The 16,943-nt window shown below is 62.1% G+C and carries 15 protein-coding genes; 11 read left to right on the forward strand and 4 right to left on the reverse strand.

Annotated features, from left to right (window positions below):
* Positions 1-203: 203 nt before the first annotated feature.
* Genes cobJ through cobG form a run of 4 tightly spaced genes read right to left on the reverse strand, consistent with a single transcriptional unit; the run spans position 204 to position 4,537 of the window.
* Positions 204-1,841: a precorrin-3B C(17)-methyltransferase gene (gene cobJ, locus AC07V4_RS03175; RefSeq protein WP_492637239.1), complete on the reverse strand. Its 1,638-nt coding sequence runs from the start codon at positions 1,839-1,841 to the stop codon at positions 204-206.
* Entirely contained in the window at positions 1,841-2,572 is a 732-nt protein-coding gene (locus AC07V4_RS03180; RefSeq protein WP_492637240.1) for a precorrin-2 C(20)-methyltransferase, read from the reverse strand. The genes cobJ and AC07V4_RS03180 overlap by 1 nt, the downstream gene beginning before the upstream one ends.
* Positions 2,572-3,198, reverse strand: a complete 627-nt coding sequence (locus tag AC07V4_RS03185; RefSeq protein ID WP_159953946.1) for a precorrin-8X methylmutase — start codon at positions 3,196-3,198, stop codon at positions 2,572-2,574. The genes AC07V4_RS03180 and AC07V4_RS03185 overlap by 1 nt, the downstream gene beginning before the upstream one ends.
* Positions 3,191-4,537 (reverse strand): precorrin-3B synthase, encoded by a 1,347-nt coding sequence (gene cobG, locus AC07V4_RS03190; RefSeq protein WP_492637241.1) that lies wholly within the window; start codon positions 4,535-4,537, stop codon positions 3,191-3,193. Before cobG ends, AC07V4_RS03185 begins: the two co-directional genes overlap by 8 nt.
* A gap of 38 nt (positions 4,538-4,575) precedes the next feature.
* On the opposite strand from cobG, the gene cbiE reads away from it, so the two are divergent.
* The 11 genes from cbiE (at position 4,576) to AC07V4_RS03245 (ending at position 16,905) form a co-directional block, all read left to right on the forward strand.
* Positions 4,576-5,781: a precorrin-6y C5,15-methyltransferase (decarboxylating) subunit CbiE gene (cbiE, locus tag AC07V4_RS03195; protein WP_492637242.1), complete on the forward strand. Its 1,206-nt coding sequence runs from the start codon at positions 4,576-4,578 to the stop codon at positions 5,779-5,781.
* Positions 5,778-6,497, forward strand: a complete 720-nt coding sequence (locus AC07V4_RS03200) for a cobalt-precorrin-6A reductase (RefSeq protein ID WP_492637243.1) — start codon at positions 5,778-5,780, stop codon at positions 6,495-6,497. The genes cbiE and AC07V4_RS03200 overlap by 4 nt, the downstream gene beginning before the upstream one ends.
* A 271-nt stretch (positions 6,498-6,768) precedes the next feature.
* Complete coding sequence (locus AC07V4_RS03205; RefSeq protein WP_492637244.1) at positions 6,769-7,164, forward strand: DUF2946 domain-containing protein; 396 nt, start codon at positions 6,769-6,771, stop codon at positions 7,162-7,164.
* Between the two features lie 47 nt (positions 7,165-7,211).
* Positions 7,212-7,694 carry a copper chaperone PCu(A)C gene (locus AC07V4_RS03210; protein ID WP_492637245.1) on the forward strand — a complete coding sequence of 161 codons (483 nt, stop codon included), beginning with the start codon at positions 7,212-7,214 and terminating at the stop codon, positions 7,692-7,694.
* 11 nt (positions 7,695-7,705) lie between these two features.
* Positions 7,706-8,095 carry a DUF2946 domain-containing protein gene (locus tag AC07V4_RS03215; protein WP_492637246.1) on the forward strand — a complete coding sequence of 130 codons (390 nt, stop codon included), beginning with the start codon at positions 7,706-7,708 and terminating at the stop codon, positions 8,093-8,095.
* Between the two features lie 95 nt (positions 8,096-8,190).
* Positions 8,191-10,251, forward strand: coding sequence for a TonB-dependent copper receptor (locus AC07V4_RS03220; protein ID WP_492637247.1), 2,061 nt, complete (start codon positions 8,191-8,193; stop codon positions 10,249-10,251).
* 122 nt (positions 10,252-10,373) lie between these two features.
* Positions 10,374-11,756, forward strand: a complete 1,383-nt coding sequence (locus AC07V4_RS03225; RefSeq protein WP_492637248.1) for a PepSY-associated TM helix domain-containing protein — start codon at positions 10,374-10,376, stop codon at positions 11,754-11,756.
* Positions 11,757-11,906: 150 nt separating this feature from the next.
* A complete protein-coding gene (locus AC07V4_RS03230) occupies positions 11,907-14,015 on the forward strand; it encodes a TonB-dependent receptor (RefSeq protein WP_492637249.1) in 2,109 nt (702 codons plus the stop codon).
* A 156-nt stretch (positions 14,016-14,171) separates the two neighbouring features.
* The gene (locus AC07V4_RS03235) at positions 14,172-14,954 is read left to right on the forward strand and encodes an ABC transporter ATP-binding protein (protein WP_492637250.1); all 783 of its coding nucleotides are present in this window, start codon (positions 14,172-14,174) and stop codon (positions 14,952-14,954) included.
* A complete protein-coding gene (locus AC07V4_RS03240; RefSeq protein ID WP_492637251.1) occupies positions 14,951-15,898 on the forward strand; it encodes an ABC transporter substrate-binding protein in 948 nt (315 codons plus the stop codon). The genes AC07V4_RS03235 and AC07V4_RS03240 overlap by 4 nt, the downstream gene beginning before the upstream one ends.
* Positions 15,895-16,905 carry a FecCD family ABC transporter permease gene (locus AC07V4_RS03245; protein ID WP_492637252.1) on the forward strand — a complete coding sequence of 337 codons (1,011 nt, stop codon included), beginning with the start codon at positions 15,895-15,897 and terminating at the stop codon, positions 16,903-16,905. The genes AC07V4_RS03240 and AC07V4_RS03245 overlap by 4 nt, the downstream gene beginning before the upstream one ends.
* The last annotated feature ends 38 nt before the right edge of the window (positions 16,906-16,943 follow it).

A 16,943-nucleotide genomic window follows, 5' to 3' on the forward strand; every position in this document is an offset into this window, starting at 1 on the left:
ATGTCCACACTAGTCCAGGCGTTGCCAGGCTTTCCAGGCAACAAACATCGCTCGCGCGGGCGCTTCGAAAAACGCTGCCCAGCAATTGCGGGTGCTATGTCGCCCTCTTCCATGTTTCGTCACTGAAAAAAGAAAAAGCCCCGAATCACCGCAGGTTAATACCCACTGTCATTCGGAGCTTTCGTGCAGCCATCCAGCCCTTTTCAGGAGGTCGGTTTTTCGCCATACCAACGCGGCGTGTACACCCATTCGCCACCACCGGCGCGCGGGAACACGCAGGTGGTGGACGAACCGATCAGCACCATGGTGCGCATGTCCACCTGCTCAGGCGTCAGTTGCCCCAGGGTGGTGACGCGCAGGGTCTGGCCCGGACGCCCAATATCACGGCCCAGCACCACAGGTGTTTCAGGCGTACGGTGCAACGCGACGATTTCCAGGGCGCGCCCCAATTGCCATGGCCGCGAACGGGAAATCGGGTTGTAGAACGCCAAGGCAAGGTCGGCCTGGGAGGCGAGGTCCAGGCGCTTTTCGATGATCGACCACGGTTTGAGGTTGTCCGACAGTGACATCACACAGAAGTCATGGCCCAGCGGCGCCCCCGCCTGGGCGGCGGTGGCCAGGGACGCCGAGACGCCTGGAAGGATCTCCAGGTCGACCTGATGCCAGGCCGGGTCGCGGGACTCGTGCAACGCCTCGATCACGGCGGCGGCCATGGCGAACACGCCAGGATCGCCGGACGATACCACCACCACCGAACGGCCCTCGGCAGCCAACTCGAAGGCATGGCGAGCGCGCTGCATTTCTTCGCGGTTATCGGTGCAATGCTGCACTTGGTCGTCACGGAACGGGCCGGCCATGCGCACGTAGGTTTCGTAGCCCAGCACGTCGGTGCAGCGCGCCAGCTCAGCCTTGACGGCAGGGACCATCAACTCGGCCGCGCCCGGCCCCAGGCCGATCACGGCGAGGCGGCCACGGGGCCGGCCAATGCGCGAGAGGTCCAGCGGTTGCTCGGCGACATTGATGACGATATCGGCATCCTGGCTGACGCTGACAAAACGCAGCGCAACACCCAGCTCCAAGGCGGCGTCATGCAACGACGCTTCAGCCATCTGCGTATCACTGGCCAGCAGGCACGCCAGGGATTGCACGGCGATACCCGCTTCACTTAACGCCGTGCGCACACGACCGGCCAGTTGCGCGCCGGGCTTGCAGGTCACGCTCACATTCTTCGGATAGATCAGCAGCTCATTGGCCGCCGGTGCGCGCTCGGCACTCCCCACGTGAATCGCCAGACGCGCCTGTTGATCCTGGGGCAAATGGGCTTGATCCAACCACGGTGCAGTACCTTCGATGCGCACACTCTCGCCGGCCAGCAGATCCGAGACAAAGCGCTTGCCCAGCTCCAGGTCCGCTAGTTCATAACCACTTGGCGGGTTGAGCAGGCAGGTGCCGAAACGCAACTCGCCGCTGGTGGTGATTGCAGCGGCCACGTTCAACGCAGCGGCAATCTCCCGCGCCATGACGTTCACACCGCCCAGACCACCGAGCAACGGCACCACAGCGCTGCCATCCTCAGCCACCGCCAGCACCGCAGGCTCTTCGCCTTTCTCCAGCAGCAACGGCGCTAGCGTACGAATCACGATGCCCGCCGCACACAGCACAATCAACGGCGTACCTTGTTGATACAGCTGACGCAGGGTTGTGCCGAATTCACTGTAGGCCTGGTCCGCACCGTCAACCCGGCCGGTCAGGCCATGGATCAACGCGCCGGGATAAACCTGCTGGATCTTACGCGCCGTGGCCAGGCTGCCTTGGCCCAGAATGACAATCGCCGGAGTCATCAACCTTGCCACCTTTCACCCGGCACGATGATCAGCGAGAAATACGGCGAAGACGCCGGATCGACCTGATCCAGCGCCACGATTTTCTGGTTGGCCATGGTGGCGCGCTCCACATACAGCGCACGCTCGGCCAGGCCGAGCTCTTCCAGCACCTGGCGCACCTTGGGGAAGTTACGGCCCAGCTTCATGATCACCGCCGCGTCGGCATCCGCCAGGCGGCGCTTGAGGTCGTCATGGGGCAATACACCCGACAGCACCGACAGGCTCTGATTGCGATACACCAACGGCGCGCCCAACACCGAGGCACCGCCAAGCATCGAGCACACCCCCGGAATCACCTGGGCTTCGTAGCGTTCAGCCAAGCGGTCATGCAGGTACATGTATGAGCCGTAAAAAAACGGATCTCCCTCGCAGATCACCGCCACATCACGACCGGCGTCCAGATGCGCGGCGACATCGACGCTGGCTGCGTCGTAGAAATCGCTAATCACCTGTTCGTAAGACATCGGTGCCGGTAGCACTTCAGTGGTCACTGGGTACACCAGCGGCATCAGAGTTTGCTGAGGCACCAGATGGTCTTCGATGATGCCGAAGGCATTGCCCTTCTTGCCCTTGGCCACGAAGTACGCCACCACTGGCGACTCACGCAGCAGGCGCAGGGCCTTGAGGGTGATCAGTTCCGGGTCGCCGGGGCCAACGCCCAAGCCGATCAAACGTCCACGTGCCTGCATTATTCGACCTCCGTGGCCAAGGCGTTGACCGCCGCGGCAGCCATCGCACTGCCACCCAGGCGGCCCTGCATGATGACGAAGGGCACGCCACGGCTATCGGCGGCGAGCATGGCCTTGGATTCGGCGGCACCGACAAAACCTACCGGAAAGCCGAGAATCAAGGCCGGTTTCGGTGCACCGGCGTCGAGCATTTCCAGCAGGTAGAACAAGGCGGTCGGCGCGTTGCCGATCACCACCACACTGCCTTCCAGGTGCGGGCGCCACAGCTCCAGAGCGGCAGCGGAACGGGTGTTGCCCAACTCCCGCGCCAGCTCCGGCACGCTGTCGTCGCGCAGGGTGCAGATCACTTCGTTGTTGGCCGGCAGACGCGCCCGGGTCACGCCTTCGGAGACCATCCGCGCATCGCACAAGATCGGCGCGCCGGCGGCCAGCGCATCGCGCCCGGCCTTGCCAGCACCTTCGGAAAACTGCAGGCCATCGATGGCCTCGACCATGCCGCAGGCATGAATCACCCGCACCGCGAGTTTCTCCAAATCAGCCGGAATGCGTTCCAACTTGGCTTCCGCGCGAATGATGGCGAAGGAGTTGCGATAGATCTCCTGACCGTCGCGGATGTAATCAATCATCGGTGTTGCTCCGTGGGCGAGCACGCAACAAGGCGCCCGCCGCTTCAATGGAAAGGGTGCGCGCGTGCAGCCGGCCGAAACCGGGTTGGGCTGCGTCGCGAAAATAGAGGTCGTAGTGGCCGGGACTCACGGCCAGCAAGGTCACGGGGGCGACATGCGCAGCGGCACAAGAACGCAGACAACCGGACAGGTGTACGTCCGCGCCGGGATGCAGCGCAGCCAGTTGCACGGCGTCGACCTTGGTGTCCGCCAAGGCTTTAGCGCAGCCGCTGGAACCGGTGCAGGCGGTCATGTGCGCCAGAGGCTGGTCGACTGAGCAGAGCAAGCCCAACTGTTCCAGGCGCTGGGTCACGGCATGAGGTTTTTCGACGTTAGGCAGCAGCAGGCCTTGCCAGGGGGTGAAGCGCAACGTGCCGTCGCCGTGGTCGCTGGCGAGTTGTGCGATGCCTTTGAGCATTGTCGAATCCAGACGCCCCAAGGGCGCGATGGCGGCAACGTAGAACTGATTCTTTTGAGCCTGTGGATAAGTTCCCAGGTGCAGAAAAGCGCCGCTGGACGGGCGCTTGAAGCCGTCGATAGGCAGAAGCGGCAGATTTAAACGGGCCAGCAAGTTATCCACAGGCAGATGGCGCATGCGGGTCTGTTCCGGGGTGGCGAGGTCTAGAAATGCTTCCAGCACCGCCACCACCAGAGCGTGACCTTGATCCAATGGCACAGCCGCCAGCGGCGCATCCAGTCCTGGACAACCGGCCAGGCCGAAGGCGAGGAGCGTCTGGCCATTACGTACGAACGCCGACAGCCACAGGTCATGGTGATGTTCAAGCATCGCCAGGGCTTCGCCGCCATCCAACTGCACGGCGAACTTGGCCGACAACTCATGAAAACGCGGATGGTTTTGCAGGGTGGCGAGGATCTGATCCGCCAGCGGGCGGGTGTCGAACAGCATCTGCGGGTCAATACCGGCACTGGGGCTGAGCATCAGGTTGCGTACATCGTCACCCGCCGCATTGCTGGGCCCCAGGCCAGCAGCCAGCAGCCTCGCGATCAAGGCATCCTGCTCAGTGCCGATCCCACGAATCTGCAAGTTGGCGCGGTTGGTCGCCTCGATCACCCCGCCCGCATGGGCCTGCGCCGCGTCCGCTACCGCGTGGGCTTGCACAGCAGTAATGGAACCACCGGCCAGTTTGATCCGACAAATACCGCCATCCAACGCCTGGACAATACGCAGCAACCCCGGACAAGCCGAGGGGCGCAAGGTATTCACAGCGGGCGTTGGGTTCACGAAGCTACCGGTTGACGGGTAAAGGCGCGGTATTATGCCTGCTTTGTCCGACGGCATGAAAAGCCTGCCCGTCGGATGTCGTTCAAGGAATTCATATGTCGCCCTGGCTGACGGTTGTAGGCATCGGTGAAGACGGCTTCAAGGGGCTGGGCAGAAATGCCCGGCATGCCCTGTTGCGCGCCACTCGGATTATAGGCAGCCAGCGCCAGTTGGACTTGTTGCCGGTATGCATTCGTGGCGAACGCCAGTTGTGGCCAAGCCCGTTTTCACTGGCACCGGTACTGGCGCGACGCGGTGAACCGGTATGTGTGCTGGCCAGTGGCGATCCGATGTTCTATGGCGTGGGTGCCAGCTTGGCGCGACAGGTGGCAGCTGAAGAGTTGCTGATTCTGCCGTCGCCTTCGTCTGTATCGTTGGCGGCGGCACGATTGGGTTGGCCGTTGCAGGAAGTGGTGACGTTGTCCGTGGTTGCACGGCCGTTGGCGGCGTTGCATGCCCACCTGTCCGGTGGGGTGCGGCTGTTGGTGCTGAGTAATGACGGCAGCAGTCCGGCTTTGATTGCTTCGTTGCTGGCTGAGGCCGGGTTCGGGCCGAGCCGGTTGAGCGTGTTTGAGCATCTGGGCGGTACGGGTGAGCGGCGTATCGACAGCTTGGCGGGTGATTGGCAGCACACCTCAGTCGCTGACTTGAACCTGGTCGCCATCGACTGCGTGGCCGACATCCATGCCCCACGCTTGTCACGCCTCGCCGGGCTGCCTGATTCGGCGTTCAAACACGACGGCCAACTGACCAAACGCGATGTGCGTGCCATGACCCTCGCCCGCCTCGCACCGATGCCCGGCGAATTGCTGTGGGATGTGGGTGCGGGCAGCGGCTCCATTGGTATCGAGTGGATGCGTACTCACCCCAGTTGCAGAGCGCTGGCGATTGAAGCCGATACCGGTCGCCAAGACTTGATCGAACATAACCGCGACGCCCTTGGCGTGCCCGGCCTGCAATTGATCCGCGGCAAGGCACCCGAGGCGTTAAGCGACCTGGAGGCACCGGATGCGATTTTCATCGGCGGCGGTGTCACCCGCGACGGTGTGCTCGATACCTGCTGGCGACAGTTACGGCCGGGCGGCCGGTTGGTCGCCAATGCCGTGACCCTGCAAAGTGAAATGACCTTGATGAACTGGCGTGCCCAACATGGCGGCGAGCTGACCCGCATCCATGTGGCGCAGGCACAGCCGCTGGGGGAGTTCGATACATGGCGGCAGGCGTTGCCGATTACCTTGCTGGAAGTGATCAAGCCGTTATGAAACGGATTCTGTTGCTGGGTGGCGTGACTGAAGCGCTGGCAATTGCCCGTACGCTTGGCCCGGAACATGTTTACAGCCTGGCCGGTGTTGGCCGCGTGCCAACTGATCTCAATTGCCAGGTGCGAGTTGGCGGTTATGGTGGAGCGCAAGGGTTGGCGCAGTTTGTTCGGGATGAGGGGATTAGCCTGATTCTCGATGCAACCCACCCGTATGCGGCGCAGATCAGCCGCAATGCTGCCGAGGCGGCAAGGGCATGCGGCGTACCGTGCTGGGCATTGCGCCGCCCGGCGTGGCAGCCACACGCGGGGGATGATTGGCGGGAAGTCAGTGACTGGGCAGAATTGATCGAAGCGCTGAAACCCTTCAAGCGTCCACTGTTCACGCTGGGCCGAGAGCCGTTGCAGCACCTTGATGAAATTCCACCGGAGCAATTCTGGACGTTACGTGCGCTGGATGTGTACCCGGGGAATGAGCGGTGTGAAGTGATTGGCGCGCGTGGACCGTTTCGGATCGAAGACGAACGCGCCCTGTTCGAACGGCGCGGCATTGATGTGTTGGTCAGCAAGAACAGCGGTAGCACAGCCACCGAGCCGAAGCTGGAAGTGGCGCGGGAGCGCGGGGTGCCGGTGGTGGTGCTGAAGCGGCCGGTGTTGGCAGCGGTGAATCGAGAGTTCACTACCGTAGCTGCGGTGCTACAGGCAATCACCGTTCTCTAAACACCACTGCCCCCTGTGGGAGCTGGCTTGCCTGCGATGGTATCACCTCGATCCAACTGGAAGACCGTGTCGTCTGCATCGCAGGCAAGCCAGCTCCCACAATATTCAGCGTGGCCATGAATTTCGCGCCCCATCGAAAATTGGCAATTCCAGGTTCCCGTCTATCCTCAAATCCAGTACTGCGACACCAAACCACACCGCCCCTTTTTACTTATCCCCCCCGATCAGGCTAAATACCCACCTGATCGTTTAACCCTACGGATTGTCCGCCATGGCCCGTCAACGCTTTGCAATTGTGTGGATCGCCTGCTTTGCAGTGCTGTTCAACGCCTTTGCCATGCCGATGGCCAGTGCGATGCAACAGTCCCAGGACCCCGTGCAGCAATTGCTGTGGGGCAGTTTCTGTTCGTCCAATGGCGCCAGCTTCAAAACCATTGCCTTGGGCAAGCTGGATATTCCGGCGCCGCAACCGGACGATCATTCCACCATGCAGCATTGCTGGTGTTGCTCAGGTTCTGCGCCACTGGTGGCGGTGCCGGGGCATGTGCCGCAGTTGTATCTCACGCATTTCGATGCGATGAAAAGCCTGCCGCCACCCCAACTGCAAAACCCAACCCCGCGCCAGCAATGGCCGAGCCTCAACCCCCGCGCCTCTCCAACGGTCTGATTTTCTTCGCAAGTGAACTGCGTTTAGAACCGTTCTGGAGAACTGCCATGCTCAAATCTTCCCTGCTTCTGGCTGCGTTGTTGTTGCCGGTGTGCGTTGCTGCCAATGCCGACGACTACAAGGCCGGCAACCTGCTGGTCAGCGATCCCTGGTCCCAGGAATTGCCACCCAATGCGCCCACCGTAGCGGCGTACTTCGTGATTCATAACACCGGTGAAACACCAGACCGACTGCTCAGCGTCGAGACACCCGTAGCGGACAAGGCCGAACTGCATGAACATGTGATGCAGGGCGACTTGATGAAGATGCAACAAGTGCCCAGCGTGACGGTGCCGGCCAAGGGAGACCTGACCTTCGCGCCAATGGCCTATCACGTGATGCTGCTGGGGCTCAAAGACCGCAGTCTGCTGGCCGATGGCAAGCAGTTCCCACTGACGTTGACCTTCGAAAAAGCCGGCAAGGTGCAGGTGGAAGTCTCGGTGCAGAAAGCACCGCCAACGGCCGGCCACGAGCATATGCACGCCCAATAAGCTGACACTCGATGGGCGCCCCTCGCGCCAGGTTGTCCCCACGCCGCCACGTGATGCGCGGCAGTTGGATCAGCCTGTTCGCCATGCTGATGATTTTTATCGGTCCGCTGATTTCCCAAGCGATGCCGATGGATCATCACGCCGGTATGTCGATGAGCATGCCGATGGACTACGGCGACTCCCATCACAAAAAAGCGCCCGATGAGCACCACGCGCTCTGGGCCAAATGCGGCTATTGCGACCTGCTCTTCAGTTGCCCCGCCCTGCCCGGCAGCGTCTCGCCTGTCATCCTGGGCTCCCCAACGCCCGCCAACGCCCTCACCCCCGCCACGCGCCTGGGCCATGCCCGGCAGAGCATCTTCCCTGGCGCCCGCAGCCGCGCGCCCCCCATCAACGCGTAAGCGCCCTTAACACCGTTACTTCACCCCGGCCGACTTTAGACAGACAGCCGCAGGCTGCTGGCCGTGTTGTTTACGAATGATTGATGGAATTTTTCATGTCCAGGTTTCCTGCTGACTCCCGTTTGGGATGCACCCCTGTTTTCGCCGTTCTGTGCGGCGCACTGCTGGTACCACAGGCTCACGCCGACGAGCACGAGTTGAGCCCCACCGTGATCACGGCCATCGCTCCCAGCTCGCCGCTGACCGTGGTCACCAACCCGAAAGACCCACGCCAACCAGTGCCCGCCAGCGACGGCGGCGATTACCTCAAGACCATTCCCGGCTTCGCCCTGGTACGCAATGGCGGAACCAATGGCGACCCGGTGTTGCGTGGCATGTTCGGCTCGCGCCTGAATATCCTCACCAATGGCGGCATGATGCTCGGCGCCTGCCCCGGACGGATGGACGCGCCCACCTCGTACATCTCGCCGGAGACCTACGACAAGCTGACCGTGATCAAAGGCCCACAGACCGTGCTTTGGGGCCCGGGCGCGTCGGCCGGTACGATACTGTTCGACCGCGAGCCAGAGCAGTTCGGTGAGCTGGGCACACGGGTCAACGCCAGTGTGTTGGCGGGTTCCAACGGACGCTTCGACAAGGTCATCGACGCCGCGGCCGGTGGGCCGCTGGGCTATGTACGGGTGATCGGAAACCAGGCCCATGCCGACGATTACAAGGACGGCAATAACAAAACCGTCGCCTCGCGCTACGACAAGTGGAACGGCGATGTGGCCGTCGGTTTCACGCCGGATGCCGACACCCTGCTGGAACTCACCGCCGGCCGCGGCGATGGCGAAGCACGCTACGCCGGGCGTGGCATGGACGGCTCGCAGTTCCTGCGCGAAAGCCTGGGGCTGCGTTTCGAGAAATCCAACATCGGCGAAGTGCTGGATAAGGTCGAGGCCCAGGTCTACTACAACTACGCCGATCATGTGATGGACAACTACACGCTGCGCACGCCATCCGGCACAGGGATGATGGCCGGGCCGATGGCTTCCAACGTCGACCGGCGTACCCTCGGCGCGCGGATCAAGGCGACCTGGCGCTGGGCCGATGTGCAACTGATCAGCGGCCTGGATGCGCAGACCAACGAACACCGCCAGCGCAGCAGCATGGGCATCGACACCTACAAGGATTTGCCACGGGTCAAGGACGCCAACTTCCATAACTACGGGGTGTTCGGTGAGCTGACCTGGTACGCCGCCGAGCGCGACCGCCTGATTACCGGCGCACGCCTGGACCGCGCCTCGGCCAAGGATTTCCGCCAGACCACCGGCTCGGGAATGATGTCCCGCCCCAACCCCACCGCCGATAACACCCGTGCCGACACCCTGCCGTCAGGCTTTGTGCGCTACGAGCACGACCTGGCCGACACGCCCACCACGGTCTACGCAGGCTTGGGCCACGCCGAACGCTTCCCTGATTACTGGGAGCTGTTTTCGCCAAAAACCGGCGCGGTCGGTTCAGTGAATGCGTTCGACGGTGTGAAGCCGGAAAAAACCACCCAACTCGACTTCGGCGCGCAATACAAAACCGCCGACCTCGAGGCCTGGGCCTCGGGTTACATCGGCCAGGTACAAGACTTCATCCTGTTCGACTACAAGCCCGGCATGATGGGTACCACCTCCCAGGCGCGCAACGTCGACGCCCGCATCATGGGCGGCGAACTGGGCGCGGCGTACAAACTCACACCCCATTGGAAAGCCGACGCCACCCTCGCCTACGCCTGGGGCAAGAACACCAGTGACGGCAAGGCGCTGCCGCAAATGCCGCCGCTGGATGCACGTTTCGGTCTCACCTATAGCGAAGACGACTGGAGCGCCGGTGCCTTGTGGCGTGTGGTCGCGGCACAAAACCGTATCGACCAGAACAAGGGCAACGTGGTCGGCAAGGACTTCGACAAGAGCAGCGGTTTTGGCGTGTTCTCGCTGAACGCGGCGTACCGCATCAACAAAAACTTCAAGGTCAGCACCGGCGTCGACAATCTGTTCGGCAAGGCTTATGCCGAGCACTTGAACCTCGCCGGCAACGCGGGCTTCGGCTACCCGGCCAATGATCCGCAGGCCATCAAGGAACCCGGCCGCACCCTGTGGACCAAGGTCGACATGGCCTTCTAAAAGCATCGGGGGCAAGCCCCCTCCCACATTTGAAGGTGTTCACAAACCAAAAGTGTGGGAGGGGGCTTGCCCCCGATGACGGCCTGACTGACACAAAAAAACCAAGCCTTGCGGAGCACCTGATGAGCACTCAAAAAGTTTCCTTCTACAACCTGGCCTGGCGTTGGCACTTCTACGCCGGGCTCTTTGTCGCCCCGTTCATGGTGCTGCTGGCCCTCACCGGCATCATCTACCTGTTCAAACCCCAACTCGATCCACTGATGTACCGCGACCTGCTCACCGTGCCCGCCGCCGGGCACACGCTGACCGCCGATGAGCAATTGCAACGCGCCCAGGCCGCCTACCCCCAAGGCACGATCAGCAAATACCTGCCACCGGCCGACGCCACCCGCAGCGCGCAGTTCGTGATGCACAACGACGGCCGCGAAGTGACGGTATTCGTCGACCCCTATCGCGGCACCGTGCTCGGCGAACAGGATTCCAAATACAACCTGCAAGCCATCGCCCGCGCCCTGCACGGTGAATTGATGATCGGCACCGTCGGCGACCGCCTGGTGGAGTTAGCCGCTGGGTGGGGCGTGATGCTGGTGGTGTCGGGCCTCTACCTGTGGTGGCCGCGCGGCAAGTCCTCGGCGGGCGTGTTGTGGCCACGCATCAACGCGCGCGGTCGTGTGTTCTGGCGTGATATGCATGCGGTCACCGGCTTCTGGGGCGCGTCACTGCTGCTGGTGATGCTGCTCAGCGGCATGACCTGGACCGGCTTCTGGGGCAAACAGTACGCCGAACTGTGGAACACATTCCCGGCGGCCATGTGGAACAACGTGCCGCAGTCCGACCAACAGGCACGCAGCCTCAATACGGCCAGCCAACAGACCGTGCCCTGGGCCATGGAGAACACGCCGATGCCGATGTCCGGCGACCACGCCGAACACATGAACCACGGCACCCTACACTCGGGCCCCGCTGCGCCCACCGTGCGCCTGCAGCAGGTGGTGGACCTGGCCAACGCACGCAAGGTCGAGCCCGGCTACAGCATCACCTTCCCCACTACGGCCACCGGCGTGTTCACTGTCGCGGTATTCGCCAATGACCCGCGCAATGACGCCACCCTGCATGTGGACCAGTACACCGGCAAGGTCCTGGCCGATGTGCGTTGGGAACACTACAACGTTGTCGCCCGCACCACCGAAACCGGCGTGATGCTGCACGAAGGCAAGATGTTCGGCGTGGTGAACCAGATCATCGTGCTGCTGATCTGCCTGATGATTCTGCTCAGTGCGGTCAGCGGTGTGGTGATCTGGTGGAAGCGGCGGCCAGTTGGCGGATTGGGTGTTCCGCCATTGCGCCATGACCTGCCAAAGTGGAAAACCGCGATGGTGATCATGCTCGCGCTGGCGATCATTTTTCCTCTTGTTGGCGCGTCTTTGATCGTGGTGTGGGCGCTGGATCGTCTGGTGCTGTCGCGCTTGTTCGGCCAACATGAATCTGCCTCAGGTTCGGCATGAATCAGGCGAGATGCCCATGGCAGAGGCCTTCTGTAGCCTTGCGCGACTTTTGTCCCGCAGCCAATAAGTGTTAACTTATAACACTTTCTGCGTTATCGTTGCCCGCCGCACCTTGCGGCGGCAACCCTCCAAGAAGCGATTGACCGACCGATGAACAAGTACCTTGCGTCCGGCCTGTGCCTGCTCGCCTTGCACAACAACGCCCAGGCCCTGACCCTGCCCGCCAGCCCCGTGACCGCACCTGCCGTGGATAACGAACGTGTCGATCTGAACACGCCGACCACCGCCGGTTCGCGCCTGAACCTCACGGCGTTGCAAACCCCTGGCAGTGTCGAAAGCCAGACCGGCACGCAGATCCGCGAACGTGGCGATGCCAGCGTGCAAGACGCGATCTCCCGCGCCACCGGCATCAGCCGTACCGGCACACCAGGCGACGGCGGCACCTCATTGTCGGCCCGTGGTTTTACCGGCCAGGGTTCGGTGATGCAGCTGTACGACGGCAATCGCATGTACATGGGCATGGGGACCTCGACGTTTCCAGTGGACACCTGGTCGGTAGAGCGCGTCGACGTGCTGCGCGGCCCGGCCTCGGTGCTATACGGTGAAGGCGCCACGGGCGCAGTCATCAATACCGTGTCGAAAAAGCCCTTCGAAGGTGAGATCGAAAACCACATCCGCCTCGGTTACGGCTCTTATGATCGCCAACAGCAAGCCCTCGACAGCGGTGGTTCGCTGACCGACACCCTGAGCTATCGCCTCAACCTCAATCGCCTGCGCAGCAATGGTTTCATCGATCGTGGCGATTCCAGCAGCGACTTCGTCAGCGGCGCCTTGCGCTGGCAGGCGGCGGATAACCTGAGCTTTACCTTCGCCAGCGACTACGGCGACCAGCGCCCACAAAACTACTTCGGTACGCCGCTGATCAACGGCCAGTTGCACAAGGGTCTGCGCGAGAAGAATTACAATGTCAGCAACGACACCCAGCACTACAACGACCAATGGACGCGCCTGACCAGCGAGTGGCAGGTCAACGACAACATCAGCGCCACCAACGAGCTGTACTACCTGAAAAACCAGCGCCGCTGGCAGAATGCCGAGAACTACAACTTCACCGGCGGCCAACTCACCCGCAGCGGCAACTACGGCATCAAGCACAACCAGGAACAGGTCGGCGACCGCCAGACCTTTACCTTCAAGCACACGTTGTTCGGTCTCGACAGCCAGACCGTGACCGGCGTTGAATACAATCGCATCCGCTTCCGCCTGGCCAGCAACACGCCGTTTAGAGATGTGCTGGACAACGGCCAACCCATTGACCTGTACCATCCGGTACCCGCGCCGTTCCAAAGCAAAGATCCGTTCAAGCCGGTGTTTGCCACCACCACCAAAACGGTCGCCGGCTTCGCGGAAAACCGCCTGCAACTCACCGACCAGTTGTCGCTGATCACCGGCATCCGTCGCGACTACGCTCATATCGAGCATGATGATTTGCGCACCGGTGGCCAAGCCGACAAGACCCTCACCGGCAATAACTGGAAGGCCGGGCTGGTGTATACGATTACCCCGGATACCTCGATCTACGGTCAGTACGCTACCAGCACCGACGGTGTCGGCGGCCTGATTTCCCTAAGCCCCGGCCAGCAGCAGTTCGACTTATCCACCGCCAAACAGACCGAGGTGGGCATCAAGCAAGCGTTCTGGGACCAGCGCGGTGAATGGACGTTGGCGGCCTATCACATCGTCAAGAAGAAACTGCTGACTGACGTACCGGGCGATCCGAACCTCAAGCAGCAAGTCGGCCAGCAATCCTCACGCGGCCTGGAAGCAAGCCTCGACCTACAACTGCCCCACGCCTGGGCACTGCAAGCCAACGCCGCCATCGTGCATGCGCAGTACGACGACTTCAAACAGGACGTCGGCGGCGTGCAGGTCTCCCGCGACGGCAACCGTCCGGTGGACGTACCGCGTCGCACCGCCAACCTGTGGCTGAGCAAAGCCGTGACCGACGACATCCGCGCCGGTGCCGGTGTGCGTTATGTCGACGCACGCTACGCCGACATGGCCAACCAGAATGAGCTGCCGAGCTACACCGTGGTCGACGCCACGGTGTCGTGGAAGGCGATGCGCAACACCACGTTGGGCCTGCAATTGAACAACTTGTTCGACCGAACCTATGCCGTCAGCCAGTACAACGACGGACAGCAATGGATTCTGGGCGAACCGCGCTCGCTCTTCGTCACAGCGGACTACACCTTCTAACCGACCAAAACACAGGTCAGAAATGTGGGAGGGGCGGTGCGACGATTCGACTTGCCCCCGATAGCAGTGTGTCAGTCAGCACATCCTTCACTGATACACCGCCATCGGGGGCAAGCCCCCTCCCACATTTGAACTGTGCTGGACTTGAGAGACACGATGACATCGCTAAGCCTCACCGCCCTCAACTGGTCCCCAACCAGTCACTGCCAGCACCAGTTCCACCTGCGTGACGCCAGCCTTCAGGTCGGTGCGGGGGAGTTTGTCGGCCTGATCGGCCCCAACGGCAGCGGCAAGACCAGCCTGCTGCGCTGCGCTTATCGGTTCACCAAGCCAGAGAGCGGTGATGTGCGACTCGACCACCAGAATGTGTGGAAACAAAGTTCGAAATGGTGCGCGCAACGCATCGCCGTGGTGCTGCAAGAGTTCCCGGATGCCTTCGGCCTGCGGGTGGATGAGGTGGTCGCCATGGGCCGCACGCCACACAAAGGTTTGTTCGATGGCGACACCTTGCACGACCAACAACTGATCCGGCAGGCACTCGAATCGGTAGGCATGCATGGCTTCGAAGACCACGCATTCGCCACCCTTTCGGGGGGTGAAAAACAACGCGTGATCCTCGCCCGCGCGTTGGCCCAGCAGCCACAATTGCTGATCCTCGACGAACCCACCAACCACCTCGACCCACGGTATCAGCTGGAGCTTTTGCGGCTGGTCAAGCGTCTGCATATCGGCACTCTGGCGAGCATCCACGACCTGAACCTGGCCGCCGCCTTCTGTGATCGCCTGTATGTGATCAACCACGGGCGCATCGTCGCCAGCGGTACGCCCCATGACGTGCTGACCACCGAGTTGCTGCGCGATGTGTTTGGCGTCGAAGCGCTAATCGACACCCACCCCCTGTCCGACTACCCCCGAATCACCTGGATAACCCAACCATGACCTTGCGCGCCCTGCTCGCCGTAGCCCTGCTGTTCGGTTCCGCACACGCCTTTGCCGAAGCTACCCACTACCCGGTGACCATCAAGAGCTGCAACCGCGACGTGACGTTCCAAGAGGCGCCGAAACACGCGGTCAGCCACGACATCAACATGACCCAGATGATGCTCGCCCTGGGTCTCAAGCCGCGCATGGCCGGCTACAGCGGTGTGACCGGCTGGAAGTCGGTCACACCCGAGATGGCCGAGACCCTCGACGGCTTGCCGGAGCTGGCGAGCAAATACCCGTCGGTGGAAACCCTACTCAACGCCAACGTGGATTTCTTTTTCGCTGGCTGGGACTACGGCATGCGCGTGGGCGGGGACCTCACGCCGAGTACCCTGCAACCTTTGGGTATCAACGTGTATGAGCTGACCGAATCCTGCGCCTTTGTGATGAAGCGCAAGGCGGCGACCCTGGACGACACCTACAACGACCTGCGCAACCTGGGCAAAATCTTCGACGTGCAGGACCGCGCCAATGCCGTGATCACGCAAATGCAGGCGCAAGTGGCCGAGGTGCAAAAAGACCTTCCTGCCGACAAGCCGCGAGTGTTCCTGTACGACAGCGGCGAAGACCGTGCCATGACCTCCGGCCGCCTGGGCATGCCCCAGGCGCTGATCGAGGCCGCGGGCGGGCGCAATATCCTCGATGACATCAACGCCAGTTGGACCCGGGTCAATTGGGAAACCGTGGTGGAACGCAACCCGCAGGTGATCGTCATCGTCGACTACAGCGAAATCAGCGCCGAACAGAAGCAGGCCTTCCTGATGAACAACCCAGCCTTGCAAGCGGTGGACGCCATCAGGAACCAGCGCTTTATCGTGATTCCCTACGTGCAAGCCACGCCGGGCATCGACAATGTGCTGGCCGTCGAAACCCTGGCCAAAGGGTTCCACGGCGAATGATCTCCCGTCGCTACGCCTTACTGCTCATGGCCCTCGGATCGCTGCTGCTGATCTCTGGCGTGATCTCGCTGGGCTTCGGCCCCGCACGGGTGCCGGTGGAGGTGGTGTGGCGGATTGTGCTGTACAAGGCGCTGGGGATCGGCGAAGTGAATTGGCCGACGGGGCAGGAACATATCGTCTGGTTGATCCGCGTGCCGCGCATGTTGCTCGGTGCCTTGGTCGGTGCCGGATTGGCATTGATTGGCGCGGTGCTGCAAGCCGTCACGCGCAACCCACTGGCCGATCCACACCTGCTGGGCGTGACGTCTGGCGCCACGTTGGGCGCGGTGATCGTTGTGCTGCATGTGGGCGAAATCGTCGGCCTGCTGACCCTGCCCATCGCTGCATTTATCGGCGCGCTGCTGAGCATGCTGGTGGTTCTGGCGGTGGCCAGTCGTAATGGCCGGTTGGAGAGTGATCGCCTGCTGCTGTGCGGCGTGGCCGTGTCATTCGTGATGATGGCGGCGGCCAACCTTTTGCTGTTCATGGGCGATCATCGTGCGGCGTCAGCGGTGATGTTCTGGATGCTCGGCGGCCTTGGCCTGGCGCGTTGGGAGCTGCTGGCGATTCCGACCGCTACGGTCGTGCTGGGTCTGCTGGTGCTGGTGAGCATGGCTCGTCCGTTGAACGCCTTGATGGCCGGCGAACAGACTGCCGTCACCCTCGGGCTGAACGCACGCAATGTGCGCCTCAAGGTATTTCTGGTGGCATCGTTGATGACCGGCGTACTGGTGTCCATCAGCGGCTCCATCGGCTTTGTCGGGCTGATGGTGCCGCACATCGCCCGGCGCCTGGTCGGCGCCGAGCATCGCCGGTTGCTACCGGTGTGTGCGCTGCTGGGCAGCCTGTTCCTGGTATGGGTCGACGTAGCGGCACGCACGCTGATCGCCCCGGAAGACTTGCCGATTGGCGTGGCCACGGCGGCGATTGGCGGGTTGTTTTTTATCGGACTAATGCGCAAGCCTTGATCAGAATGAGGCGTTTTCGGCAGCCGCGCTGAGGGCGA

The organism is Pseudomonas sp. GW821-FHT03A09, from assembly GCF_059421065.1.

Bases quoted from the DNA above. Each gene is read 5' to 3' on its own strand.
- cobJ (WP_492637239.1), bottom strand. From the start codon at position 1,841: ATGACTCCGGCGATTGTCATTCTGGGCCAAGGCAGCCTGGCCACGGCG.
- AC07V4_RS03180 (WP_492637240.1), bottom strand. From the start codon at position 2,572: ATGCAGGCACGTGGACGTTTGATCGGCTTGGGCGTTGGCCCCGGCGAC.
- AC07V4_RS03185 (WP_159953946.1), bottom strand. From the start codon at position 3,198: ATGATTGATTACATCCGCGACGGTCAGGAGATCTATCGCAACTCCTTC.
- cobG (WP_492637241.1), bottom strand. From the start codon at position 4,537: ATGCCGTCGGACAAAGCAGGCATAATACCGCGCCTTTACCCGTCAACC.
- cbiE (WP_492637242.1), top strand. From the start codon at position 4,576: ATGTCGCCCTGGCTGACGGTTGTAGGCATCGGTGAAGACGGCTTCAAG.
- AC07V4_RS03200 (WP_492637243.1), top strand. From the start codon at position 5,778: ATGAAACGGATTCTGTTGCTGGGTGGCGTGACTGAAGCGCTGGCAATT.
- AC07V4_RS03205 (WP_492637244.1), top strand. From the start codon at position 6,769: ATGGCCCGTCAACGCTTTGCAATTGTGTGGATCGCCTGCTTTGCAGTG.
- AC07V4_RS03210 (WP_492637245.1), top strand. From the start codon at position 7,212: ATGCTCAAATCTTCCCTGCTTCTGGCTGCGTTGTTGTTGCCGGTGTGC.
- AC07V4_RS03215 (WP_492637246.1), top strand. From the start codon at position 7,706: ATGGGCGCCCCTCGCGCCAGGTTGTCCCCACGCCGCCACGTGATGCGC.
- AC07V4_RS03220 (WP_492637247.1), top strand. From the start codon at position 8,191: ATGTCCAGGTTTCCTGCTGACTCCCGTTTGGGATGCACCCCTGTTTTC.
- AC07V4_RS03225 (WP_492637248.1), top strand. From the start codon at position 10,374: ATGAGCACTCAAAAAGTTTCCTTCTACAACCTGGCCTGGCGTTGGCAC.
- AC07V4_RS03230 (WP_492637249.1), top strand. From the start codon at position 11,907: ATGAACAAGTACCTTGCGTCCGGCCTGTGCCTGCTCGCCTTGCACAAC.
- AC07V4_RS03235 (WP_492637250.1), top strand. From the start codon at position 14,172: ATGACATCGCTAAGCCTCACCGCCCTCAACTGGTCCCCAACCAGTCAC.
- AC07V4_RS03240 (WP_492637251.1), top strand. From the start codon at position 14,951: ATGACCTTGCGCGCCCTGCTCGCCGTAGCCCTGCTGTTCGGTTCCGCA.
- AC07V4_RS03245 (WP_492637252.1), top strand. From the start codon at position 15,895: ATGATCTCCCGTCGCTACGCCTTACTGCTCATGGCCCTCGGATCGCTG.